Source organism: Flavobacterium sp. ACN2, from assembly GCF_002303885.1.
Classification (GTDB): Bacteria; Bacteroidota; Bacteroidia; order Flavobacteriales; family Flavobacteriaceae; genus Flavobacterium.
In genome coordinates this window covers 110,442-136,189 of record NZ_MRCM01000006.1, presented here as the reverse complement: position 1 = coordinate 136,189, position 25,748 = coordinate 110,442, and the positions used below count along the sequence as shown (strand labels likewise).

General features: G+C 33.2%; 26 protein-coding genes. 15 read left to right on the top strand and 11 right to left on the bottom strand.

Annotation, left to right across the window (positions count from 1 at the left end; translation table 11 throughout):
• The first annotated feature begins 119 nt into the window (after window positions 1–119).
• The 5 genes from BSF41_RS09260 (at window position 120) to BSF41_RS09245 (ending at window position 4,434) form a co-directional block, all read left to right on the top strand.
• A complete protein-coding gene (locus BSF41_RS09260; RefSeq protein ID WP_095929217.1) occupies window positions 120–2,264 on the top strand; it encodes a catalase in 2,145 nt (714 codons plus the stop codon).
• An 18-nt stretch (window positions 2,265–2,282) separates the two neighbouring features.
• A complete protein-coding gene (locus tag BSF41_RS09255; RefSeq protein ID WP_095929216.1) occupies window positions 2,283–2,882 on the top strand; it encodes a ferritin-like domain-containing protein in 600 nt (199 codons plus the stop codon).
• A 195-nt stretch (window positions 2,883–3,077) separates the two neighbouring features.
• Window positions 3,078–3,218 carry a hypothetical protein gene (locus tag BSF41_RS23725; protein ID WP_172426874.1) on the top strand — a complete coding sequence of 47 codons (141 nt, stop codon included), beginning with the start codon at window positions 3,078–3,080 and terminating at the stop codon, window positions 3,216–3,218.
• Between the two features lie 16 nt (window positions 3,219–3,234).
• A complete protein-coding gene (locus BSF41_RS09250) occupies window positions 3,235–3,585 on the top strand; it encodes a hypothetical protein (RefSeq protein ID WP_095929215.1) in 351 nt (116 codons plus the stop codon).
• 648 nt (window positions 3,586–4,233) lie between these two features.
• The gene (locus BSF41_RS09245; RefSeq protein WP_095929214.1) at window positions 4,234–4,434 is read left to right on the top strand and encodes a hypothetical protein; all 201 of its coding nucleotides are present in this window, start codon (window positions 4,234–4,236) and stop codon (window positions 4,432–4,434) included.
• Window positions 4,435–4,710: 276 nt separating this feature from the next.
• Here BSF41_RS09245 and BSF41_RS09240 read toward each other — a convergent pair whose 3' ends face one another.
• A complete protein-coding gene (locus BSF41_RS09240) occupies window positions 4,711–5,532 on the bottom strand; it encodes a T9SS type A sorting domain-containing protein (protein WP_095929213.1) in 822 nt (273 codons plus the stop codon).
• A gap of 735 nt (window positions 5,533–6,267) precedes the next feature.
• On the opposite strand from BSF41_RS09240, the gene BSF41_RS09235 reads away from it, so the two are divergent.
• Window positions 6,268–7,407 (top strand): serine hydrolase, encoded by a 1,140-nt coding sequence (locus BSF41_RS09235; RefSeq protein ID WP_095929212.1) that lies wholly within the window; start codon window positions 6,268–6,270, stop codon window positions 7,405–7,407.
• Window positions 7,408–7,496: 89 nt separating this feature from the next.
• Here the strand turns inward: BSF41_RS09235 and BSF41_RS09230 are convergent, their stop codons facing one another.
• The 5 genes from BSF41_RS09230 to BSF41_RS09210 form a co-directional block, all read right to left on the bottom strand.
• Window positions 7,497–8,075 carry a DUF4833 domain-containing protein gene (locus BSF41_RS09230; RefSeq protein ID WP_095929333.1) on the bottom strand — a complete coding sequence of 193 codons (579 nt, stop codon included), beginning with the start codon at window positions 8,073–8,075 and terminating at the stop codon, window positions 7,497–7,499.
• A gap of 219 nt (window positions 8,076–8,294) precedes the next feature.
• Window positions 8,295–8,726 carry a GtrA family protein gene (locus BSF41_RS09225; protein WP_095929211.1) on the bottom strand — a complete coding sequence of 144 codons (432 nt, stop codon included), beginning with the start codon at window positions 8,724–8,726 and terminating at the stop codon, window positions 8,295–8,297.
• A gap of 1 nt (window position 8,727) precedes the next feature.
• The gene (locus BSF41_RS09220) at window positions 8,728–9,414 is read right to left on the bottom strand and encodes a CDP-alcohol phosphatidyltransferase family protein (RefSeq protein WP_095929210.1); all 687 of its coding nucleotides are present in this window, start codon (window positions 9,412–9,414) and stop codon (window positions 8,728–8,730) included.
• 154 nt (window positions 9,415–9,568) lie between these two features.
• Complete coding sequence (locus BSF41_RS09215) at window positions 9,569–10,375, bottom strand: phytanoyl-CoA dioxygenase family protein (protein ID WP_095929209.1); 807 nt, start codon at window positions 10,373–10,375, stop codon at window positions 9,569–9,571.
• Window positions 10,376–10,602: 227 nt separating this feature from the next.
• Window positions 10,603–11,391: an SDR family oxidoreductase gene (locus tag BSF41_RS09210; protein ID WP_095929208.1), complete on the bottom strand. Its 789-nt coding sequence runs from the start codon at window positions 11,389–11,391 to the stop codon at window positions 10,603–10,605.
• A 229-nt stretch (window positions 11,392–11,620) separates the two neighbouring features.
• On the opposite strand from BSF41_RS09210, the gene BSF41_RS09205 reads away from it, so the two are divergent.
• The 4 genes from BSF41_RS09205 to BSF41_RS09190 all read left to right on the top strand — a co-directional run bounded on the left by BSF41_RS09205 (window position 11,621) and on the right by BSF41_RS09190 (window position 14,647).
• Window positions 11,621–12,034 (top strand): VOC family protein, encoded by a 414-nt coding sequence (locus BSF41_RS09205; protein WP_095929207.1) that lies wholly within the window; start codon window positions 11,621–11,623, stop codon window positions 12,032–12,034.
• 102 nt (window positions 12,035–12,136) lie between these two features.
• Window positions 12,137–12,715: a TetR/AcrR family transcriptional regulator gene (locus BSF41_RS09200; RefSeq protein ID WP_095929206.1), complete on the top strand. Its 579-nt coding sequence runs from the start codon at window positions 12,137–12,139 to the stop codon at window positions 12,713–12,715.
• Window positions 12,716–12,774: 59 nt separating this feature from the next.
• On the top strand, window positions 12,775–13,566 hold the full coding sequence (locus BSF41_RS09195; RefSeq protein ID WP_095929205.1) for a glucose 1-dehydrogenase: 792 nt from the start codon (window positions 12,775–12,777) through the stop codon (window positions 13,564–13,566).
• 160 nt (window positions 13,567–13,726) lie between these two features.
• Window positions 13,727–14,647 carry a hypothetical protein gene (locus BSF41_RS09190; protein ID WP_172426873.1) on the top strand — a complete coding sequence of 307 codons (921 nt, stop codon included), beginning with the start codon at window positions 13,727–13,729 and terminating at the stop codon, window positions 14,645–14,647.
• A 115-nt stretch (window positions 14,648–14,762) separates the two neighbouring features.
• Here the strand turns inward: BSF41_RS09190 and BSF41_RS09185 are convergent, their stop codons facing one another.
• Entirely contained in the window at window positions 14,763–15,728 is a 966-nt protein-coding gene (locus BSF41_RS09185; RefSeq protein WP_253251794.1) for an aldo/keto reductase, read from the bottom strand.
• Between the two features lie 144 nt (window positions 15,729–15,872).
• Window positions 15,873–16,433: a hypothetical protein gene (locus BSF41_RS09180; RefSeq protein WP_095929203.1), complete on the bottom strand. Its 561-nt coding sequence runs from the start codon at window positions 16,431–16,433 to the stop codon at window positions 15,873–15,875.
• Window positions 16,434–16,721: 288 nt separating this feature from the next.
• On the opposite strand from BSF41_RS09180, the gene BSF41_RS09175 reads away from it, so the two are divergent.
• The 3 genes from BSF41_RS09175 (at window position 16,722) to BSF41_RS09165 (ending at window position 21,098) form a co-directional block, all read left to right on the top strand.
• Window positions 16,722–17,129: a helix-turn-helix transcriptional regulator gene (locus BSF41_RS09175; protein ID WP_095929202.1), complete on the top strand. Its 408-nt coding sequence runs from the start codon at window positions 16,722–16,724 to the stop codon at window positions 17,127–17,129.
• A 328-nt stretch (window positions 17,130–17,457) separates the two neighbouring features.
• The gene (locus BSF41_RS09170; protein ID WP_095929201.1) at window positions 17,458–20,673 is read left to right on the top strand and encodes a fibronectin type III domain-containing protein; all 3,216 of its coding nucleotides are present in this window, start codon (window positions 17,458–17,460) and stop codon (window positions 20,671–20,673) included.
• Window positions 20,674–20,675: 2 nt separating this feature from the next.
• A complete protein-coding gene (locus BSF41_RS09165) occupies window positions 20,676–21,098 on the top strand; it encodes a hypothetical protein (RefSeq protein ID WP_095929200.1) in 423 nt (140 codons plus the stop codon).
• A gap of 405 nt (window positions 21,099–21,503) precedes the next feature.
• Here BSF41_RS09165 and BSF41_RS09160 read toward each other — a convergent pair whose 3' ends face one another.
• Window positions 21,504–22,526, bottom strand: coding sequence for an META domain-containing protein (locus tag BSF41_RS09160; RefSeq protein ID WP_253251793.1), 1,023 nt, complete (start codon window positions 22,524–22,526; stop codon window positions 21,504–21,506).
• A gap of 360 nt (window positions 22,527–22,886) precedes the next feature.
• Between BSF41_RS09160 and BSF41_RS09155 the strand changes: the two genes are divergently transcribed.
• Together BSF41_RS09155 and BSF41_RS09150 are read left to right on the top strand one after the other, a co-directional pair.
• Window positions 22,887–23,132 carry a CopG family transcriptional regulator gene (locus BSF41_RS09155; protein ID WP_095929198.1) on the top strand — a complete coding sequence of 82 codons (246 nt, stop codon included), beginning with the start codon at window positions 22,887–22,889 and terminating at the stop codon, window positions 23,130–23,132.
• Window positions 23,125–23,403, top strand: coding sequence for a type II toxin-antitoxin system RelE/ParE family toxin (locus tag BSF41_RS09150; protein WP_095929197.1), 279 nt, complete (start codon window positions 23,125–23,127; stop codon window positions 23,401–23,403). Before BSF41_RS09155 ends, BSF41_RS09150 begins: the two co-directional genes overlap by 8 nt.
• 62 nt (window positions 23,404–23,465) lie before the next feature.
• Here the strand turns inward: BSF41_RS09150 and BSF41_RS09145 are convergent, their stop codons facing one another.
• A complete protein-coding gene (locus tag BSF41_RS09145) occupies window positions 23,466–24,092 on the bottom strand; it encodes an MEDS domain-containing protein (protein WP_253251792.1) in 627 nt (208 codons plus the stop codon).
• A 169-nt stretch (window positions 24,093–24,261) separates the two neighbouring features.
• Window positions 24,262–25,686 carry an amino acid permease gene (locus tag BSF41_RS09140; RefSeq protein WP_095929331.1) on the bottom strand — a complete coding sequence of 475 codons (1,425 nt, stop codon included), beginning with the start codon at window positions 25,684–25,686 and terminating at the stop codon, window positions 24,262–24,264.
• Window positions 25,687–25,748: the final 62 nt, after the last annotated feature.

Below are 25,748 nucleotides of genomic sequence, written 5' to 3'. Positions count from 1 at the left end.
AAAAACACATTTATACAAAAATTAAATTTGGATTACTTGAAATTACAGTCAGCAACTACCTACAAATCTGAAAGATAAGATTGTAATTGTTTTAAAGTTTTTAACCAATAAGAAATACCATGAAAAATTTTCAAGACGAAAAACAACGAGATTTATCCGTCAATACCTCCGATGGAACAAACAAAATTTTAACCACAGATCAGGGCGTGAAAATTAATGATGATAATAATTCACTTAAAGCCGGAGATCGCGGACCATCATTATTAGAAGATTTTATTTTAAGAGAAAAAATTACGCATTTTGATCACGAGCGAATTCCAGAAAGAATTGTTCACGCACGTGGTTCTGGCGCACACGGATTTTTTGAAGTAACCAATCCAATTCCCGAATTAACCAAAGCAGGTTTCTTACAGGAAAAAGGACAAATAACACCTGTTTTTACTCGATTTTCTACCGTAGCAGGATCAAGAGGTTCTACCGATCTGGCTAGGGATGCGAGAGGATTTGCGGTGAAATTTTATACGCAGGAAGGAATTTACGATTTAGTAGCCAATAATATTCCCGTATTTTTTATTCAGGATGCTTCGAAATTTCCTGATTTAGTTCATGCTGTAAAACCAGAACCGCATAACGAGATTCCTCAGGCTGCATCGGCACACGATACTTTTTGGGATTTCATTTCGCTAATGCCAGAATCTATGCACATGATTATGTGGGTAATGTCTGATCGTGCTATTCCTAGAAGCTACAGAATGATGGAAGGTTTTGGTGTTCATACTTTCAGACTCGTAAATGCTCAGGAAGAATCGGTATTTGTGAAATTTCATTTTAAACCCAAATTAGGAACGCACGCCGTTGCTTGGGATGAAGCACAGAAAATTTCAGGAAAAAATCCTGATTTTCACAGACAAGATTTATGGGAAGCTATTGAATCAGGAAATTTCCCAGAATGGGAATTGGGCGTTCAGGTTATTCCAGCGGAAGACGAACATAAATATGAATTTGATCTTTTGGACCCAACGAAAATTGTTCCCGAAGAATTAGTTCCTGTAACCATTGTAGGAAGAATGGTTTTGAACAAAAATCCTGAAAATTTCTTTGCAGAGACGGAACAAATTGCGTTTCATCCAGGTCATGTTGTTCCAGGAATCGATTTTTCTAATGATCCGCTTTTGCAGGGAAGATTGTTTTCTTACACCGATACACAATTATCGAGATTAGGAAGTCCGAATTTTCATGAAATTCCAATCAACAGAAGCGTTGCTCCCGTTCATAACAATCAGCGTGACGGACATATGCGTCAGGAAATCAATAAAGGTCGCGTAAGTTATTCTCCAAACTCTCTTGGCGGAGGATGCCCGTATCAGGCAAAAATTGCCGAAGGCGGATTTGCAAGTTTCAATGAGCGTGTAGATTCTCATAAAGTAAGAGCTAGAAGCGAGAGTTTTAACGATCATTTCGGTCAGGCCAAATTGTTTTTTAACAGCCAAACGCCTGAAGAAAAAAGCCATATCGTAAAAGCATTACGTTTTGAATTGGGAAAAGTTGAAACGACAGCAATTAGAGTTCGAATGTTGGGCTTATTATCTCAAGTGGATACAGAACTTGCCGAAAAAGTAGCCCAAGGACTTGGAGCAACCGTTCCATCGACTTTAGAAACTCCCATGAATAAAGGCGTATCGCCAGAAACGGAAGAAGCAGGAACTCAAGAACCGCAAACCGTTCCATCTTCGGTTGAATCTTCTCAAGCTTTGAGCATGATTAATAACCCAACCAATTCACCAACAATCGAGTCCAGAAAAGTAGCGATTCTAGTAACTGAAGGCGTTTCTGAAGCTGCTGTAATGAACATGAAAAATGCACTGAAAAAAGCAGGTGCCAAAGGCTGTGTTATTGCACCTCATTTGGGTTCTGTTGCAACAGATGCTGATGGCGCGATTTCGGCTGAATTCAGTTTCTTAACTGCTTCTTCAGTATTGTTTGATGCTGTTTATATTCCTCATGGTTTAGGATTAAATGCTTTGGCAGAAAATGACGATGCTCTTGAATACTTAAACGATGCTTATAAGCATTGTAAAGTGATAGGTGCCGATGGCGAGGCTTCAGAAATAATAAGCGCCGCCCCTTTTGCTGGAAAAATTACAAATGACGATGAAGGCGTTATTGTAACCAGCGAAATTGCCAGCGAAGCATTTGCTCAGGAATTTATAAATGCAATGACCAAACATCGTTTTTGGCAGCGTGAACCAAACTTATACAATTAATTCAAAAAAAAAATAAAAATGAAAAATTCAGAAAAACAAGGTCAGACTAACGCTGCACAACCAAAAGCGAGTCCATCTACAGATATAAAAAACAATGGCAAAATAAATATTGTAGAACCAGCACCAGATGCTGCTACAGATTTGAAAGATTTATTTATTGACAGTTTAAAAGACATTTACTGGGCAGAAAATGCTTTGGTGGGTGCTTTGCCAAAAATGGCGGCGAATGCTTCAGCTGCAGGACTTTCGGGAGCTATTTTAGAACATCTTTCTGTAACTCAAAATCAAGTGGCAAGACTGGAACAGGTTTTTGATTTATTGGGAGAAAAAGCCGAAGGAAAAAAATGTGAAGCTATGGCTGGTTTATTAAAAGAAGGAGACAGTATTCTCTTAGAAACCACTCCAGGTGCTGTTAGAGATGCCGGAATAATTGCTGCTTCGCAAAAAATCGAACATTATGAAATTGCGACTTATGGCACTTTGGTGGCTTTTGCAAAAGCAATTGGCGAAAATGATGCTGCAAAATTATTAACCCAAACGCTTGCAGAAGAAAAAGAAGCAGATTGTTTGCTAAATGATGTAGCATTGAATGTCGTAAATGCTGTAGCTGCAGAATAAGAAAAACATTTTTTTTATTTTTTTACTTTTTACCTTTTTTATTACTTAAAAACACCTGTATTCAAAACAGGTGTTTTTTTATTTAAAAAAAATTAATCACCTGTTAATTATACAATTAGAAGTGCCATTATATGTAAAATAATGACTTGTAGTCCCTGTACATTTGGCTTATTAACGAATTTAAAAAATTATATTATGGCAACTTCAAACACCAAAAAAAGCACTGATAGTGCTAAGGCATCAGATAAACAAACTGATAAAAAAGAAACAGCTTCAAAAGGTGGTTCTAAACCTGCTTCGGATTCAAAAAAAGAATCAGGTTCAACTAAAAAATAACATTTAAAATTGTATTATGAATTTAGAAGAAAAAGAAAATTACAATCTGGAAGATCAGAATTTTCAAAATAACGAACGATATCAAGATCCAGACATTGACTTACCGCCAGATCATACTGTATCAGATAATGCTGAGCCAGATTATGGTAATGACCTGGAGAGTCAGGAATTTGGAAAAGAAAATTTCGATAACGAAAATCTTGGTAAGGAACAAACAGATTCAGAAGAGTTTAATACTGAAGATTCAGAAACTGACGAACTAGATGATGAATTTGACAATGAAGAAGTTGGTAATGAAGAATTAGACAACGAAGATCTAGGAGATTTAGATGACGAAGACGGCGTAAAGCCAGATCGTAATCTTTAAATAAAATAAAACCCGTCTTTAAATAGACGGGTTTGCTTATAAATTTTGTTTCTGTTTCTTTTCTTTTCCCAGATTAATTTCTGTGTTTTTTTGCATTCCAAAATTCTATCACACATTTTATAACCTGTTTAAGCTTTTCCTCGGTGTAAGGATTTACAAAATAACTTTGTGTTGGCACAGAATACTTGTCAATAACAAAACAATTCGGAAATAAAAGCGAAAAGAACAAACAAGGACAATCGAATTTTTGTCAAATATCCTGTTGATCGTTTACAGATTCCTTCTTTTTATCTTCATTAAATTGGAAAGATCAGGAGAATAAATATTTCAATTTATACAATTACAGTTCTCCAGTTTTATAATTACCATGTTTGAGATTAAAAATGTAGTCCAAATCGGTTTTTAAAAATAATAGTGTACTTTTTAAATAGACAAAATGCTTCCAATTAGAAAAGAAATATGGGAATTATATAAATCCAAACTAAAATTATATAAGCAAGTCCCTTGTACTGTTCTATCTTTGTGAACTTTACAATCCTTCTAAACTAATCAAAACCAATATATTAAAACCTCAATTATCAATAAAATCTAAAAACCTATATTCTTCGGAATTAAAACTCAGAAGAATTTATTCTAAAAATTAATACAATGGAAAATTCAAAATTAGATAATGGTAAAAGTTACTGCCGTATTTCAAATACGCTTATTTACTCCGATGATAATAAAGACTTAGTATGTGTGAAAATGTATAAAGGAGACTGGGGAGACTGGGATGAAAAACCTGAAATAACACAATCAATTTCAAAGGATTGTGAAGATAATATAATTAAAAATCCGAGTCAGATCTAATTTGAACTTAAATATTTTTAAGTACAAATATTCAAACTGTTCCTGAAAAAAATTAAAGTAATTATTTATCAATCAACTTGAAAACAAGTCAATTTCTTTAATCCTGCATAAAATTTGTGTGAATCGTAAAGGTCACCAAAAAACGTTAACTCCTAGGAATTAACGTTTTTTTTATGCCATGATATTATCACCTTTTAATATTTAAAACTATACTAAAAAAAAAGTGGCAGAATTTAAAAAAAACTGCCACTGAAAAGATATAATTATAATGTGAAATTAAAATATTATTTTTTTTGATGTTCTACTCCTGTCTTCAAAAAATACCCTGATCAGGAATACTTGACTGCCAGAGTTGATGCCATCAATCTCTAAATCAAATGCTTTTAGTTGCCCAACATTGTAAATGAGCCTCCCTGCCACATCATAAATTGAAACTTGCTCCATAGCGGTCGTAAAAGATTTTAATGTGATAACTTTATTTTTTGAAGTAACTATTAGATTTTCGGGATTATTATCAAATTGAGCATTCCCTAAACTTGCCTTGGCAGTATAGCGAATTATAAAACGATCTACAAAAGTTCCTTTTTCTGTTGAAAATGTATAAGCGCCTTTTTTTAAATTATGCACAATACCAGTCTCTTTATCCTCTAGATAAATATCCTGATCAGCTAAATCGCCATCTGCATGATCAATTGAAATGCTTAAATCTCCGACAATTCCAGACCTATAACCAAGAGGAACTGTATCGCTGAGAAGAAACGGCAGACCACGTGCCTGAATCACAAGTTTCTTTCCTTCGTTAATGCTATAAAAATCTGCATATTTATTTCCATCCACGGAAACAGCATCATAATTAAAATCAAAACCATTAGTTGCTCCTTCTATATAACCAAGTAAAAGCTGCTTAAAAAGCCCTTCATTATTAGTCAGATTAAGCCATACTCGGTGTCTTTCAATTGCGGGAACACTCTTGTAAGGTAATATGGATTGATAACTGTTTTGAAATACAGGCTTGCAAAAAACAGAATGGGCTTTTAGAGAGCTTAATAAGACAAAAGAAATTAAAAGTATAAAATTTGATGAGTATTTTTTTTTCATAACGTAAAATTTAATAAGTAGTAAGTGGGTAAATAAATTTGATGCTCTTTACTCTAAAATAATCTTAAACACTTGATTACGTTTTAGCTAAAATTAGAAGAGTAAATTATAATTTGACAAAAAAAGAAAGGAGGTGAATTTGAATTTACAGCCATAAAAAAGATATTTTATTAGTAAGTTTTAGCACTATGCTTAAAATAAATTTATAACTGAACACTAAAAATTCATTTATATTTATACCTCTAAAAGTTATAAACATCCCACTCACAAGGGAGAACAAGCTGTAAAAACATGCTTTTATAGAAACCGAAACGGAATCAGAAAATTTTCTATAGTTTCAATCACTGGCATGTACGCCAGTAATTGAATTTCTATATCTATTAAGACCGTTAGTTTTTACTATTAACAGCTTTTAGATTATTGATATTGATTCAATTCAATCTCAGAAGGATTAAGTAAAAAGAATCATAAACTTCCCCCAAAAAGCCTATCAACATCTTAAATAGAAGTGTCTTTTATAACAATTGCAAATTTGATTGATTTAGTGGTATAATTACAAGATCACAAGGGAGTAAAATATTCTTAGTAGTTATAATATTTAACTTCAAAGGGGTTTCTTTATGTTTTCATCATAACTGAATGCTGTTCTTCTCTGGCTCATTAGTTTAAATTGTTAATTTTACGGAGCAGTTAACTTGAAAAAAAAACACATAAAAAATATAACCATTTAAAACTATGAAAAATAGATTCGTTCTAATTCTTCTACTGTCTTCTATCTTTTGCTTAGCCCAGAGCTCGCAAGCAGAAAAGATTAATATTAAAAGTTTTATCGATAGTGCGGCCAATAGAATGATTAAAAAACCTCTAATCCATTCTACTTCAATCGCAATAGTTTATAAAGGGAAAGAGTTTATTGGTCATTATGGAGAATTAGAAAAAGGAAAAAATAATTGCCCTAATAATGAAACCATTTATGAAATTGGTTCTTTAAGCAAAACATTTGCCGGAACACTAGCAGCAGAAGCCGTTATTCAAAACAAACTGAATATTGAAGAGGATATCCAGAAATATTTACCCGAAGATTATCCAAATTTAAAGTATGGCAAACAGCCTATTCTTATAAAACACTTACTTTCACATACAAGCGGATTACCCAATATGCTACCATTGGAAGCAAATACAATTCTAGAAAATTTCACCAGCCACGATACTCCAGCAAAAATCAATGAACTTTATAAAAACTATAGCGAAAAAGATTTTTTAAGAGATCTTCATAAAGTCAAAATTGATTCGGTTCCAGGTTATAAATATCAGTATTCAAGTGCAGGCAGCCAACTTATAGCTTTTGTTTTAGAAAAAATTTATAAAACAAAGTACGAAAAGCTATTAACAGATTACCTGATAAAAAATATGGCCATGCAGAACACCAAAATCAGTCTTTCTGCTCAGGAAGCCAAAAAACTTGCTGTAGGCTATCACAGTGACAACCCTGTAATCACGACGCCGATGCCAGAATTACCGTGGGGTGCGTCTGGTAATATGAAATCAACAATACCTGATATGGCTAAATATATTAAGTATCAGTTGAAAAATAATAAAGTTGTTGCCGAATCACATCAACCAATTGTAAAATTTGACAAGGAGTTTAGTATTGGTTATTTCTGGAATATCGCCACAGATAACAAAGAACTGGGAACCTTTTACCTTCATCATGGCGGAGTGCCACGTTCTCAATGTTATTTTTATATAGTTCCGAAATATGATTTAGGCGCATTTATTATCACGAATCAAAGTGGTAACGACACAGCCAGAATTATGGAAGAGACATTAAATGAAATATTCGAAAAAATAAAAGCAACTGAAAAAAATAGCTAAAATTAGTACTGCTTTAATATCTTATTTAAAAAGCCCATTTCTTTTGAAATGGGCTTTTTTATGATTTTGTGTGAGACTTAATTAAATATTTATTTCAACAATATCCTCTCAGTAATTGCTTTGTTCGAAGAAGTCTCAATTCCGGTAACTTCGGCATACTTTACATTTGGAAGCCAAAAAGAACCTCCTTCAATACGCACAAATATTTTTTCTACTTGTATTTTTTTCTGATTTACACTTACAAAAACATGATATTTTTGATCTGAATCTATCTTTTTCAAAGTTAACGGCAACTTTTTATACGATACAAATTGAAGCTCAAATTCCTCATTATTCAAGACTTTGCTTTCTATTCCGTAAGCAAATTTGCGTTGTATATAATTAAAGTCTTTCTTCTCTCCTTTCTCGGCATATCGAATCCAATACCCTTTTATCGGATTCTCTTTATCTATTTTTCCATTTTCTTGGTAGTTTATGGCATAAATAGCGGTGTTTATATTAGGGTCTCGCTGAATGTAAAATAGCATATTATCTACGTTTTTAGGCGTGGGAAAATTTAATGGCGAAGGATTTTTAGCTTGTGCCGATAGATTTTCGGAGATTATATTGACTAAGATCGTTACAACGATTAGTGATTTTGTAAAATATTTAAATGATAATTTATTCATGATGAAATTTTTATATAATCCATTATTTAACACATAGAAACATAGATTTACGAAACATAAAAAGGCGTTTCACTTGTTTAAAATAAACATAATTCGCTATGTGTTAGAAACTGGTTTCTTTTAGTCTTCTTCTTTACACAAATAAAAACTATGTTTCTAGCCTGCACTGAGTGGAGTCAAAGTGTGTTAAAAAAATATATCGAAGAGTTTATTTATATTCTAGTTTGATTCGATTGCTTCCTGTTCTTTCTTTATTTTAAAAACCCAATATTTTATCAGCGGGTAATTAAATCCATAAGAAACAAAACTGTCGGTGATTAATCTTCCGATTCGGTAATCAATTTGAAATACTTTTTGCAAAATAAGCGTACTAAATGACTTTAAAGAAATGCTTCCTAATACAACCAACGCAAATTTAAAAAGCTGACTATTAATGCGGCTACTATAACCACATTGATTTTTAAACACCCAAAATCTATTGATGCTGAAATTGATAATTGCGCCAATGGTTCCGGAGATTAAAATAGAGAAGGTAAAATGCAGCTTACATACTTCTGTTAATAGAATCATTAAGCCATAATCGGTAATACCACCTAAAAATGCCGCAACTTGAGCCTGCAAAAAAGTGACAATAGCTTTCTTCTTGAACATTTCAGCCTTGGTTTTTATCTTTTAAATCACCCAACTTTAAGAGTTTCAAGCTGTCTATGGTATTAATTATAAATAACGCAATGGTGATTAAGCCTGCCAAATAAGTTATAGATCCAGGAAATAAAACTTCTGTAATTAAAATTAAAGCAATAATAAATCGAAGCTCTGTTGGACCGACTAAGCCAGAATCTATACTGTATTGATCTGTAATTTTGTAGCGTAACTGACTGATTATAATCGACCAGCCATACAATGCAACAAAAGCAAAGGCTAATACTTGTGTGCCATTTTCAGCATAAATGTAGTAGCCAAAGCCTATAAGTACAATACCGATCCAATCGGCGATAATATCGAGTGCAAAACCATACCAACGGCGCGGAATATTTCTATAATAAGCCAATCTTCCGTCCAAAGAATCGCCTAACCAATTTATAGCCAATCCGATAATACCCAAAAGCAAATACCAATTGGCTGAATAAGTTCCTAAAACAAAAGCTAAAAAAACGAATCCCGAACCAAGCGTTCCAAGTAAAGTAAGCAAGTTGGGCGAAATGAATTTAGGCACTTTTGGAAGCAAAAATACAATCGTTAACTGTTCTGCTCTTTTTAAAATATTAGTTCGCTTGCGGTCCGAAAATGTTCTTTGCGCAATTGTACTATACTCCTCCACCTGTATTTCTTTTCCCATTATTAGCCCAATATTTGTAACCCTGACAGGATTGCCAATTCTACTTTTGCAATTTTCAATTTGATTTTTCTTTGCTTGATTTTAAAAAAATCGGAGGCACTTTTTAGTTTACCTGATCTAACCAGATAACTAAATGCGAGAACAATCAGCATAATTATTTAACAATACCTGCAAAACGTTGATAGAAAACCGTTGGACTGTTCTCGTTTTTAGGAGCATATTTCCCTGCTATAATCGGAATATAAATAACCCTTCTTCTACTCTCTTCGCCACGAATAGAGGATTGCGCCACTCTGTGCCACAAACGCCCATCGTGAATAGTCAAATCTCCAGCTTCCGGATTGATAGAAACTTCCTCTGGATCGGCTTGATGATCTAAAAAGTATTTTTTACGAAAAAGCATTTGATAAATACTTTGCTTGTGTGTACCTGGAATGATTTTAAGACCGCCATTTTCAGGTTTTAAAGTACTTAAATGAATGCCCACATTTAGCATCGGGTTTAATTTTCCACCATAAAAAATATCTCTTAAACCGTCTGTGTGCCAGCCCATTTTAGTAAACTTACTTTCTGGCCCGTTGATGTAATGATTGAAAACCATTCCGTCTTTTTCTTCAGTTCCCAATCTAGCTCCATCGCCTGCCAATTGCAGTAAACTGTTAAATCTCGGATCAAGCAAAAGACCGCTTAAAGTTTGATGATGTTGATTGATAAAAGCAAAACGTTGTACAATAGCAGAACTATCTAAATCTTTTCCATATTTAATTGGAACGCCGTTTATTTTTTTAATGTCATTTTCAATCCATTTTTGCTCCACTTGTTTGGAAGCATCAATGATGGATGAAACCGTTTCCGGATTTATGAATTTTTTGAAATGGATAAAACCATGTTCGTTAAAAAAGTTTATTTGCTCATTAGTTAATTGCTCAGTAAGGGTGAAGGTTTTATAAGAAGATCCCATGATAATATAGATTTAATAAATGAAATAATAGTGTTTATAATTTTGTCTAAAAGATTGCAGCAACAACAACAGCACATTCGCATGTTTGCTTGCATTCGACCTTTAGGAAAATTAAACGTATTTTTTCTTTTACCTGACATACTCTATAGAATTAGTAGAATTTAATACAAACATAATATATATTTTTTCTTTTGCAAAGAATATTTTTATATTTTTTCGAAAAAAAATTAGATTTTATAAATCCCAGCTGCCGTTTTTTCGATAAAAGCCTTTGGCAGTATGCGGTTGGCATAAACCGAAATGATATTGGTAAACCCCGGAATAACTTCAGATTTTTTGCTAAACATGGCTTTTACAGCCATTTTTGCCACTTCATCGGGCTGCATATTAAACTTTTCTGCCATTTTATTTAAAGCGCTTAAACCAGCTCTTGCAGCAAAACCAGTATCAACTGGACCTGGACTAAAACAGGTTACCGAAATTGAGGTTTGAGCCAATTCGAAACGCAAGGCACGGGTAAACGATAGAACGAAAGCCTTTGTAGCGGAATAAACCGCAAGCGTAGGCACAGCTTGATAGGCAGCGGTACTCGATATATTTAAAATGTAGCCTTGTTTTTGTTTTGAAAGTATGGGAACTAATAAATGCGAAAGCTCTACCACTACATTCATGTTGAGCTGCATCATGCCAAGCTGATCGCTTAGAGCAGACTGACTAAAATTGCCCCACACGCCATAACCAGCATTATTAACTAGAATTCCAAGTGGGTAATTATTACTTTTTATCCAATCGGTTACTTTTTGTGATGCGCCATTTGTTGAAAGATCAATCGATAAAATAAAAGCATTGATACGGAATTTATCTTGAAGATCATTAGATAATGCTTTTAATTCCTCGTCACTTCTTGCCACAAGCAATAGCGGATAACCCTGTTTAGCCAATTCATAAGCAATAGATTTTCCAATGCCTTTGCTGGCGCCCGTTATTAAGACATACGGTTTCGTTTTTTCGCTCATTTTCTTCATTTAAATTACTCAAATATAAAAATTAATTATAAACCGCTGGATAAGCAACATCCATAATAGTTATCCCTAACCCTATTCGCTGGCACTTATTTCGCCCAATACGCCAACAAGATATTCAAACCGATTCTGAATAAATTCTAATAATCAAGCGCACTTAAACTATTGAAAATAGTATAGTTAAAAAAAACACTATTTTTATAGTAACATATAATTGAAGTTTATGAAATTGGAAGAAGAAAAAAATCAAGACAAAGTTACACTTCAGAAAGCTCAAATCAAGCCTTTCCTGACAGTGAATGACGGATTAAAAGCGGTTAAATTTTATACTGACGCTTTTGGCGCTGTTGAATCTAAAAGATTTGAAGCGGATAACAATAAAATATCTTCTGTATTGCAAATTGAAGGCGCCGAATTTTATCTTAGTGACGAGACACCCTGTGATGGCAGTGAAAATCCAGCATTTAACACACTAATCAGAATAATTTTAGAAACTAAAAATGCAGACCAAATATTTGAAAATGTACTAAAATTTGGTGCAATACAGATTTGCCCCATGGTAACCGAAGAAGACTGGAGAATTGGAAAGCTAAAAGATCCTTTTGGGCATATATGGGAGATTGGCTATGAATTATAAGAAAATAATAGCAATTGAGAATACTACCCAAAATGAGTTAAAGAAAAGTTATAATTCAAACAACTGTATTTAAATGAATATTTTTTCATTTAACTTTACTGTATGAGACCATTAGATCCGGATAAAAGAGAGAAAATTTTGAAATCTGTATATGTACTTACAGGCAAACAGGGATTAGCAAGCGTTACCATTTCTGGTATAAGTAAAACCGCCGAAGTTGCTGCAGGAACACTTTACATTTACTTTAAAAACAAAGAAGAGGTAGTACAATTGGCCTATGCCGCTGTAGAGGATAAAATGACCCAGGCCATGTATCGGGACTTTGACATTAATTTACCCGTAAGGCAATCACTTAAGAAGATTTACATCAATATGCTTAACTACAGGCTAAATCATTATGATGAAACCGTATTTATCGACCAGTATCAGCAGTCGGGTTACATACAGCTCAATTTCTCCAAACAACTGGCTGAGTATGAAAAACAGAATAAACCTCTTTATGATCTTTTAGGAAAAGGACAGCGAGAAGGAATCATAAAAGCACTAGATGCCATTATACTCATCAGCTTTTTTGATGGTGCGGTACGCTCCTGCTCTACAGGCATCATCCAAAAGTTATTTCCATTAAGCCAGCAGCTCATCGATGACTGCTTTGATTTGGTCTGGAGAGGTATAAGCTAGCATTTTTTTAAATTTTAAATGAATAATTTTTCAATTAACATATTTTAATACTATATATCATGAGCATTTTTAAAGACAAAACAATTATCATTACTGGAGCAGCTATGGGGCTCGGACTAGCAGCAAGTAAAGCAGTAGCAGTAAAAGGAGCCAATCTGTCAATTGTAGATTACAATGCCGAAGCACTAGAAAAAGCAAAAGCAGAAATCCATTCAGTTGCTCCAAATGCAAAAATCATAACCATAATCGCTGACGTTTCAGACGAACAGGCTGTCAAAAATTATGTAGACAAAACAGTTCAAGAGTTTGGCCGTATCGATGGATTCTACAATAATGCTGGTATCGAAGGAAAACAGGCTTCAATAGTGGATTATGACATCAATATATTTAAAAAAGTAATTGACATCAATCTTATGGGTGTCTATTACGGACTAAAATATGTGATTCCGGTAATGCAGAAAAACGGCGGAGGAAAAATTGTAAACGTAGCTTCTGTAGGCGGAATCAGAGGGGTTGTTAATCAGATGCCTTATGTCGCAAGTAAACATGCCGTTTCGGGTATGACCAAAAATGCAGCAATAGAATATGGTAAAGATGGAATTTATACCAATGCAATCGCGCCTGGAGCTATACTTACTCCAATGGTGGCTGAAGCTTTTAAACAGGTAAACCCTTCCGACCCTAAAGCTGCTGAAACAACATACGCACAAAGAAACCCTACAAGAAGATTAGGGAAACCTGAAGACGTAGGTAACCTTGTTGCATTTCTTCTTAGCGATGAATGCCAATATGTAAACGGACAGACCATTGCTATTGATGGAGGGGAATCAAACCTTTACGGTAATTCTTAAATCAAGATATTTTTATGTAGAAACGGATTGCATCATAGCCTGTAATCCGTTTTTTTATATTCGCTTTCTAAGTTAAGCCTTCACAAATTCTATTTCTAACGAAATGTTTTTTTTAACAGTAAAAAGTTAATTCGTATTTTTAATGTTAAACAAAATCAATATGAAGCAGCGTAAAATATTTATTTTATTCGTTATATCTATTTTTGTATCCTCGTGTTCAACCGTTTTGAATAGTCCAAAAATTGATTATCTCACCAGCAATTACTGCCAACCTACTATTGAATACGATTATTCTAAACTCGAAGTTTTCCCTAATAAATCGTCCAATAACGACAGTATTCTAAAAGCCAATTTATCGCAGCATGATATCCTGATAAGCAAGGCTATTGGCATTGAATCTTATCTGGCAGAATATCTTCAAACCAAAAAAGACACTTTAAAAAGACTCGTTTTAAAACAAAAAATTACCGATCGTTTAATTCTTACCAGCATAGAGATAAATGCACTCGCATCAGAATTAGATTGTAATGGCGAACGTATCGACAAACTGGCCAATTTTGTAAACGATATCAATAATAAAAAAACTAGAAATCTTACCGTCGCTTCTGTAACTATTGGCGCGTTAACTACTGTAGCCACTGTTTTAATAAAAAACAATAACGCCAGTGATATCGTTGGTGTCAGCGGCGGATTAGTGAGTGCCGGATTAGGAGCGCTGACTATTGCTCCTAAAGGAAAAAAAATCAATTTAAAACTGGAAAGAAATCTGTTGCGAAATATCTGGTTCAATGATAATTCTAACGGTGCATACCCAAACTCTATCTGGGCGATTCTAAACGAAAAACAATTTAGCAATTCTGGAAAAAATGACCTGCAGGAAAGCATTAAAAACAGATGGCTGCAATACAATTTTGATGGAAAAATAGATGCTGAAACCGAAAAACTCTTTTTTTATGATGGCGGAATTTACACCGCAGACGATTTATCTTCGAGAGCCAATATGCTAAATGAATTGCAAGCCACTGTTCGCTCTCTCGAACAAGATTTAAAAAGTTTATCGGTAAGACTTAACAGCATTTAATATGCACTAAAAATTAAAATATTGATCTGTAATTTGATTTTGTAAAGGACAAAAAAAAAACTCTAAATCAATCATTTAGAGTTTTTTTTTCAATAGACTTTCACACCGTTCTTATTTAGCTCCATTCCGGAAATTGGGTTTTGTTTAAATCCAATTTTTCAATCGCTTTCATATCGGCAACATCAAGCTTGAAATCAAATATATTGAGGTTTTCTATAATATGCGCTTTTTGTGATGATCTCGGAATGCTCACAATACCGCGCTGGTAATGCCATCTCAGACTTACCTGTGCGGTAGTCTTGCCATACTTTTTAGCAATCTGGGTTAATACTGAATTTGTAAAAAGACCATTACGGCCTTCTGCAAAAGGTGCCCAAGCTTCCATTTGGATATTATGCTGTTTTAATACGTTATAATCATTGGTCTGTTGAAAATAGGCATGAGTCTCAATCTGATTCACAACAGGTTTTACCTCCGCATAAGATAAAAGATCTTTCAGTTGCTCTGGGCCAAAGTTGCTAATGCCAATTGCTTTGATTTTTCCCGCTTTGTAAAGCTCTTCCATTGCCTTCCACGATCCTTTTACATCGCCTCGTGGACGATGAATGAGGTACAAATCAAGATATTCAAGACCTAGTTTTCTTAGTGTTTCTTCAAAACCTTTTTTAGCATTTTCATAACCAGCATCATCAACCCATAGTTTTGAAGTAACAAAAAGTTGCTTTCTATCCACTCCGCTTTGTTTTATTGCTTTCCCCACTTCTACTTCATTTCCGTATACTTTTGCAGTGTCAATAAGACGATACCCTGCAGCTATGGCTTCGACTACCGATTTCTGACATACATCACCGCTGAGTCCGTATGTTCCAAATCCGAGTATGGGTATTTTTAAACCGTTATTTAGTTTAACATCTGGAATGCCTTTAGCCTCTTTATCCATCAAGACATTTCCAAATAGATCAGGCATGCCAAACATACCAAGATAAATTCCTGCAGCGGCAAGTTTTACGCCATTTTGTAAAAATCGGCGTCGGTTTATTTCATTTTTCTGGTTTTGAGAATTCATGCTTTTTTGGTCCAATTAGTTAGTAATAGTATAGTGTTTTTTCATTATTCTGATTTTAAAAATGCTTCATTATCACATTTTAATGCTAACGTTTTAAAAATCCATGAATAATTTTGGTTGTTAAATATACTAAATTATCAATATCAAATTGCTTTCGCTTTATTCGGTTACAGCACCAACTGGAATCTTTTTCTTGATTTTCTCCACTCCCCTTTCTCTTATTAATTCTACTGCATCGAGCATTTTGATTACATGAATATAAGGCGTCATCAAGTCAGGATCAGGATCTGCGGCATGAGGCGACAACGAAAACTCTAGAACTTGATATAGAAATAATTCAAACTCTTGGAGCGTTTTTTCATTAAATGCATTCTGAAATACTATAAAAGGATTCTCGTATTCTTCTTTAGTTAGAGAAGAAAGATGAAAAACCTTTTCTTGCGCCAAAGATTCATTTACCTTCCATTTTTTGCTTTTCTCTTTTAAACAATAACAAACTCTGAGGAATGATTTGAGAACCGAGTACAAAATAAAAACATCTGAAGGATTTTCCTGTTTGTAGACTTTTGTTTTATAACAGTAAATAGTCGCTTCGCTTAAAGTCTGTTTATAATAATCGAGATCTGCATAGACAAAAAAGGCATTAATTACCTTAAATGGATTTCCTTCTATATTTCCTGCCCAAAAGCTGGTTTCGAACGGCATTTTATTCTTTTTCATAGTCAATAGATTTAATTTATGTAGCGAAATTCTTCTATTTTAAAAGAATAAACTATTCCAAATACAGATATAATACCGATTGTATATTCAATATAGCCCAATTTCATTGTACTATTTTCATATTACATCGGCATTATACCAGAAAATATTGGACTTAAATACAAGCAAAATGCGGTATAATATTCTGACAAAAACAGTTCTTCTTTAGGATATTTTTTTATCTTTGAAACGCATGATTTTTAGCCGAAATGGCTTTATCTTTGATCTTTTAGAAAAAATGATATTAGTATGGAACAGAAAATACATCAGGGAAGAAACGTAAAACGTTTTAGAGAAATGCTTAACATAAAGCAGGAAGCTTTAGCTTATGATCTGGGCGAAGACTGGAACCAAAAGAAAATTTCTATGCTGGAGCAGAAAGATGTAATTGAAGACAGTTTGCTAAAACAAATTTCAGCTGTATTGAAAATTCCTGTTGAAGCTTTTCAGAATTTTGATGAGGAACAAGCGATAAATATTATTTCTAATACTTTTTCTGATTTTAAAGATGGTGCTTCGGCAATTAATATTCAACCAACTTTTAATCCTATAAAAGAGGTTTTAAAACTTCATGAAGAAAAAATTGCTTTGTATGAAAGGATGTTGAAGGAGAAAGAGGAAATGATGGTGAGGCTTGAGAAGTTGATTGGGAAATAATTATTTTTAAAGATATATTGATTCTGTAACAGAGAATTAATCAACTGCCCGCAAAAAAGTTAGATACTATTTGTGGGCTTTTTTATGTAAAAAAATTAAGTTAAATTATGTTGTTTAAAAACACCCCATTTAAAAAGAAAATAGAAAGATGTTTTCAGAATTTTCCAATTGCATTTTTTCTAGAAATAATTCATTATTGGCTTATTATGCTATTTTAATGTCCTATTGAGGAGGTTTTTAATTTTTTGCAGGATTATGTTCGTTGATTGTTTTATAGGATTTTTTAATCAGGTAAAACAAGCTAACCTAAAACTATTACCTGTAGAGAATGAAAAATAAAATCAAAAGATACATTGCGTTAGTTCTATTTATTACTACAAATTTTTATAGTAATGCACAACTTTATCCTGTTCAATTAACAGCAGTATTCAAAAGTCCATATAGCGTTAAAATCTCAGATTATGCTAGCAGTATGGATACTAAAATGCAGCTGCTGATTAATCCAACCGACATTTCGATAAACAACCGACAGGTTCGTTTGAAACTTTACATACAAGGTAATGGACTTAATATACAAACCAGCGATTATGTACAGGGACAGAAACCGATTTTTATAAACGGAGGAGAACTTCTAACTCTCACCAATACCGAGATTTCTGCCTTATTCAGATTAGAAAACCTACAGGGAATTAACGCTTCACAATATGCAAATGGACTGCCGGAAGGAATGTATAATTTTTGTTTTGAAATGTATGATTACATTACCAATCAAAAAATATCCCAGAAGAGCTGTGCCAGTCTGTATTTAATTCTAAATGATCCTCCGCTTTTAAATACGCCGCAGAAAAACGAACAGATAGCACAAAGCGATTTTCCTAATATTATGTTTACCTGGACACCGCGCCAGATAAACGCAACAAATGTTTCCTATAAGTTTGAATTAAAACAGCTTTTAGATCCAACACTCGATCCACAGTTTGCGTTTCAAATGTCACCCGTTCTGTACGAAGAAACACTTTTTGGAACAGCGCTGCTTTACAACTTAAGCATGCCTGTACTAATGCCTGGAATGCGTTATGCTTGGCGTGTACGTGCAGTATCAACAACTGGACTTTCAGAAAATGCAATATTTAAAAATGATGGTTACAGTGAAATCTATTGGTTTAAATATACCCAAAGGTGCAATGCTCCAACTTTTGCACTATCAGAAATTGTTAGTCCCAGCACAGTAAAAATAACATGGCAGGGAACTCCAGACCATACCAGATATCAGGTTCAGTACAGAAAAAAAGCTATTACAGAAACCAACAAAAGAGGAAAAACAACTGAAAAAACTTTTGAATGGTTTTCTTCTTACAGCCTTAACAATCAGGTTTTATTGACCAATCTAGAGCCAGAAACAGAATATGAGTTTAGAGTAGGTTCCAGCTGTACGACAGAAGCAGACGGAATTCAGAGTTTTACCTACTCGAATACCAACACGTTTGCAATACCTAAAAAAGAAAATGCAATTGCAAGCTATAATTGTGGTATAAAGCCCAATCTGAGCATAACCAATAAAACCCCACTCAATAACCTAATACAAAGCGAAACTTTTACAGCAGGCGATTTTCCGGTTACTGTTTTGGAATTAGGAAAAGAGCATAGCCCTTATACAGGAAAAGGGTACATTATTGTGCAATATCTGGCAGACACTAAAATTGCTGTTGAATTTAAAGATATTTTAATTAATACAGACTATCAGCTAATAAGCGGTGTTGTAGAAACGGCATATAATTCAAAATGGGATAATGTTGTTGATGCAAAAGAATTAGCAGCTGATTTCAAAGGGTTATTAAATCAGATTACTGGACTATTAGATAAAGCAAATGAATTAGAAAATCAAAAAATTTCGGGAGCAGTTGAAGAAGAAAAATACAATAAAGAATGGAAAGAAATCTATGAAAATTTAGAAAAAGCAAATGAGCAGTATAAAGCCTTAGTCGAATCTTATAACGTTTCAGACGAACTTAAGAAAAAATTAGCAGATTTAAACCCCGTTTTTGTCGAACTGGCTTCTAATAATTATGCCACAGCAGGCGATCAAACCAAAGAAAACCTAACAAAAATAAATGAAAAGTACAATGAACTAGATAAACTGCTCAGCGACGAATGCAATGATGCTTTAAAAAGTATTGCTGCTTTTTTAACCACCGAAAAAGTAAATTATTTAAAACTGGCAGCAAGTGAAGTTTCAAAAAACGCAACTTCAGTTTCAGAGACTGACAAAAAGTATAATGTTTCTATTTATGATGAAGGAAATGGTGCTTTAAAAATAACACATTATAAAGACTGGAGCATTAGTAATCCTGTACAGAATTTATTCCTGATTGAAACTAAAGATTCAGAATTAAATAAACTAAAAATTACAAAGTTTTGGCTTAGTTATGCTCCTAATAATGTGAATGGAAATGCCGCTAGTATTGATGTTGTTGTTTATTTTAAAGACCCTGTACCAAATCAAGAAGAGCCTTTCTGTACGCAAAATACGACTATTGCAAAAGGAGTTTCGATTCAAGCTCAGCTTGCAGATAATTTTGAGGAAGCGGTTTTTTATGCCACATTGAGCATTGCCGCCGCAGAAGTGGCAGGCGGTGTAAAGTTATCTGAATGTGTAACTGGTTTTGCTCTTGATGCAGGCTTTCAAATGGGTATAAATGCTATTGTAAAACGATATTTAAATGAAAATTTTACAACCCAGCAATTGGTAAAAGAAATTTCAGTGCCAAGTGCGGCAACAAGTTGCGCAACAGCTGCCTTGGTCAATAAATGTGGCACAGGATGTGCTGGAATTAGCGGTTTTGCGGTAGGTTTTAGCGATGATGTTTTAAAACAGTTAAAAAGTGGAAAAAAATTATCTGAAATAGAAGTAAGCCAAAGCACATTAAACGGAATAAAGCAGGGAATTTTAAATATTGTAGTTCAAAAAGTAGTTACTTTTGGCATAAGCAAGTTTTCTGCATGGAGAGGAAAATATACAGCAAAACAGGTTGAAGATGCGTTAGAGGATTTAACCGAACATCCTGAGAAGTATGGAGTTGCAACTGAAGTTAGAAAATTGACTTCTGAGATTGTAAATGAGACAAAAAAATATTTTATAAATGGAACAGAAATCGGTTCAGCTAGAATTTCTAATGCAGGTTATATAGGATTTGATATAAGAATACCTGTAGAATTACAAAAACAAGGATATGCAACTCAGATTTTTGAAGATGCAATAAATTATTATAAAAGTCAAAATAAGACAATAAATGGAATTGAAGGAAGATGGTTATCAACTAATAGTTATGAAGGAGGAATGTCTACAAACTTAAAAAGCTTCATTGATGATTTTCTTTATAATGGAAAAACATTTGAAGATGCAGCTTTAAACACGCCTACTGGTAAAATTGCAACAAAAAATGGTTTTACTAAAGTAATCAAAAGCGATTGGGATGTTTTAGATTTAGGAGGCAGTAAACCTTCTGAAATATATTGGATAGAATTAAAATTTAAAAAACCTTGATAATGAAAAAGTTATTTACAGAAAATCATAAAAATATAATGACTTGCAATGATTTTGAAATTAAATTCAAAGACTATTTAAAATATATTGAAATGAAAAACCCCAATTTATATAATTTGTTTATAAAAAATATAGATTTTTCAATTCAGAATGTCAATGACTTTAAGAAAGAATTTAATGTTTTTTTTGAATTGTGGCTAAAAGAAGTTTATGGTTATAGTTTAGTTTTTAATGAAAAAAATGTCACACAATTTATGGATTCTTTTATTGTTGAATTTAAAATGACTGATATTGGTTTTAGCGAACTTTTTTCAAATTTTAATTTTTACAAAAAGGTAAATTCTGCAAAAGATGTCTTTTTTATTTATGATATTTCTCAAAATGAAGATATAAAATATAATGAAATAATCAAGAATAACAAATAAATCCCCTGCTCTGCAAAGTGTACCTCACAAGCGCTGCGCAAATGTCTCTGACTTTGCGCCATTTTTCAAATATATAATTTAAAACGTAAAAGCCATAAAGTCTCAGACTTTAAAACTAAATTTCTTAAATGCAATTTATAGATAGAAAGAATAAAAAACAACACTAAAAAATAATTGTAAAAAGTCGGGAGACTTTTATAAATTTTACTAATTCACAAGTGTAAAAAAAGCGCAAAGTCAGAGACATTTGCACAACATTTCAGTTGAACTCTTTGGAAATCTGAAGTAATCGAATCTCAGACTTTAAAACTAATTACCCATAAAAAAACCAGTGAATCAACTTCACTGGTTTTAAAATTATCTTTCATAAATCATCCTCTATTTTAAGACGCTTATAGAACTTTTTTATTTCGTAATGCCAAACATCATGACCAATTTATCGTTAAGATAAAAATTAAGCGTTTGATCTGCTACATCAAAACGTAGGCCTTTATTGTTTAAATAAGATAACATTTTTTGCTCTGTTTCATTTCCTTCACCAATACATGCCATTCTTGTAGATGCTACTTTATCAAAAGAAATATTATCCCCGTTAGTTTCATAAGTTCCAGAGAAGTTGTTGCAGCCTGTGTTTCCGCTCACTTTCTTTTCTGCTACATTAAACTTAATAGAAGCTCTTCCGTAATCCTGTCCAACATTTTCTAGCGCTATTAGTTTCCAGTTATTTTTTTCGATAAAACTCCACAATTGGTCTTGAGTTGGAATAGAAAATTCCATAACCACTTTGTTCTTCGCATTTTTAAACTGTACGGTATTGTTTTTCTTTACAATTTTGAACTTTTTCTTTGTTATTGCAGCACTAAATTCTTGTTCTAATTTCATGCTTTCGTCGTCGCAAGCCATTAAAGTTCCCATTGGAGAATTGGTCTTAATTTGATTTTTTGCAGAAAGCTTCGTGTATTTTACGTTGAAATTATTACATCCGTTTTTACCGCTTATTTTACCAGTTTCATCGTTAATGGTGATAAATGCTTTTCCGCTATTTATCTTTTTTCCGTTTAACTGGGTTAAAATCATTTTGGTATTGTAAATGCCTTTTTCGGTATTTACAGGCGTTTTCGAAATAATACTTTTCAGTTTATACTGGTAGGAAGAAGCATCTGCCGGAATAGGTTCTGGTCTTTTGGTTCTGGTTACCATTATCTCATATCGATTTCCTTTTTCAAAATTAAAACCTTCAATATGATCATAAAAAAGTTGCCATTCTTTGTCCTTATCATACTTCACTTGCAGACATTCCATAGGACCAACACCTTGACATGGCACTTTACTTTCTTTTACAAACATTTTTAAACTTTCCTGACCGTATGTAAATGCTGATACTAATACTACCACAAAAACATACATACATTTAAATCTTTTCATCATTTTAATTTTTTAGAATACCGATTAAGCATTCAGATTATTTATGTTTTTTTTGCAGGCATGAATTGTGCCATTATAAAATAAAGAATGCTTTTAACTTTTTTTTATCAGCCTAAATTCGGCTTTTTCTTTAACAATCAAACTGCTAGATATTGATAATCAGTTTACTTGTTTTACTTAAGCAAAAGTTCTTCTTTCTATTACATTTAAGGATGTTTTAGTAGGATTTTTAGTTTTTTTAAGCTTAAAACTGCCACTGTACTGCAAAATTAGGTAAACTTTTTTTAAACTTTAATAATTCATAAATGTTTCCATTTCAAAATTTTTGGTGTAAATTTACACCAAAAAAAAACTTGTATTATTATGACACGACAAAGTATATCATTAACTACTCCTAATGATGAGTGGTTGAAAAATCAGGTTAATACAGAAGAATTTAGCAGTAAAAGCGAAGCTATCAACTATTTGATTAAGCAAGCTCGTTCGCAAGAAGAATATTATGAGTTTGTAAGAGCTAAAATAGATAAGGGAGAAAAAAGCGGTTTTGCAAAAAAACAAACTAGAGAAGAAATGTTAGCCGAATTTAAAAAAGGTCTGCCTGATGTATAGCTATTATTTAAGTAGCGAAGCCAAAGAAGATTTAAAAAGAATTTATTATTATGGTGTTGGTAAGTTTGGCATTAATCAAGCTGACAGCTATTTCAATATGTTTTATGATTGTTTTGAAAAAATAGAGGAAAATCCTTTTTTATTTCCATCTGCTGACCACATTAAAATAGGATATCGCTATTGTGTATGTGGTGTTGACACTATTTATTACCAAATTAATGGAGATAATCGGATAGAGATTATTACCATCATCGGAAGGCAAGACTTTTAAAGCAGTTCAAATTTACGTGTTATCGTTGCGCATATTCAAGTGATGGATCTAAAAATAATTTCTTAAGACTTAAGCTTATCAGATCGATAATTCGAAAGATTAGAAATAAATTCTAAAGGCTCTACATAATGCGGATTTTTGCTGATTTTACCATCCTTTATTACATAAGGATGTGTAAGCAATATATCGGTAAGTGTACTTGGGCTAAAACTGTTCACATCGTACATACAAATTAGTGAAACTGCATGTTGTGGAGTTAACAGATTTAATTTGGCTTCATATTCTAAAAGTTCATCAGTTCCTGGCAGGTTCTTAAGAGCCCAAATCATATCTCCACACGCCCTTACGCTATCATATCCTGATCTTGAAGCTGATAATAAAGTCTGTTCAAGCGTTTTGTACATTTTTTCGGCAGCAAACTCGCCGTCCTTGATATACGTATTTTCAGAAGCTAGCACTTCCAATTGGCCACTCGCGAGTTTTTGAGCAATAGATATTCCATTATCAGCCAGACAACGACAATGTTCTCCATGGCGGTTTCCTTCAAGAATATTAATTACTTTATCATTCGTTTCCAGTCCCTCCAAAATATAAGGAATAATGACTTCATACTGTTGTTCTCTCGAATCGAAAAAACCACAAATATGCATTGGAGCCGAAAATGATTCTCCACATACCGAAAAAGACATTTGTTTGTTCATAACTCAAATATCGCAATAAGCTTTTGCTTACACAAGTACTACATTTTAAAATTTCAATACCATTTCGTGTTTCAATTTTCCCAATATAAAAAGGCATCAAAAATCAACTCTACGTTAATAATCAATGCCTTAATAATGATACTATACTAAATGATGCCTATTCTTTCGTTTTAAAAACTTTATAAAACACAAAAAGAATACCGAGCCAAATCGGAATTAATTCTACAGATATCTCCATATTCGTCATCCACATAATGGCTAAAATACCCAATAAAAACGCGAAACAGATGTAATTGCTTATTGGATAAAATATAGAAGCAAACTTGGTTTTGGTATTTTCCTTGTCTTTGGCACGTCTAAATTGCAGATGCGTATACGAAATCATCACCCAGTTAATTACCAAGCAAGACACTACTAAAGACATCAAAATACTAAAGGCTTCTTCTGGAATTATTTTGTTTATTAAAATACAGATAGCGGCAAAACACGAAGAAACTAAAATAGCATTAACCGGAACAAATTGTTTGTTTAACTTCTTTAAAAATTTAGGCGCACTATTCTGATCTGCCAAACCAAATAACATACGCGAGTTACTATAAACACTACTATTGTAAACAGATAAAGCGGCAGTTAATACAATTAAGTTAAGCACATTGGCGATAAGGCTTGTAAAAAATATTTTGTTACCAAAAAGTTCAAATTCCATTCCGTTTAAGTTTTGAAAAACCATTACAAACGGACTACTGTCTGTCGTAATTTGTCTCCAAGGCGACAAAGCAAATAAAATGACCAATGCTCCAACGTAAAATATAAGGATTCTGTAAATAACCTGATTGGTAGCTTTTGGAATGTTTTTCTCTGGATTTTCTGCTTCAGCAGCGGTAATTCCAATAAGTTCCAAACCACCAAAAGAGAACATAATCAAAGCCATTGCAGACAATAAACCTTGAAAACTGCCTGTTTCAGTTTTTTCAAAAATCCCTTTTGGAAAAAAGCCTCCGTCGTTATATAAATTATGAATTGTAGCGTGTTCCCCTCCTGTTCCGCTTATTAGCAGATAAGTGCCAAAAAGAATCATGGCGATAATGGCTACCACTTTTATAATTGAAAACCAAAATTCAGTTTCTCCGTACACCTTTACCGAGGCAAAATTTAAGGCATTAATAACCAGAAAGAAAAATAAACTGGATGCCCAAAGCGGAATTTCGGGCCACCAAAACTGCACATAAACTCCAATGGCTGTAAGTTCGGCCATACTTACCAGAATATACAAAATCCAATAATTCCAACCTGATGCAAAACCGGCAAACGAACCGCAATATTTATAAGCAAAATAGCTAAAGCTTCCAGATACGGGTTCTTCGACAACCATTTCTCCAAGTTGTCTCATTATAAAGAAAGCGATAATTCCGGCAATAGCATATCCTAAAATAACAGATGGCCCTGCTAATACGGCCGCTGGACCAATGCCAAGGAAAAGACCTGTTCCTATAGATCCGCCTAAGGCAATTAACTGAATGTGTCGATTAGTTAGTCCACGTTTAAGCTGATTCTCTTCTACAGCATCATGATTGTTTTTCACAGATTTTGTTTTAAGGTATTTAAATGTATTCAGAATGTATAAAAAGCGAAGATAAGTTAAAA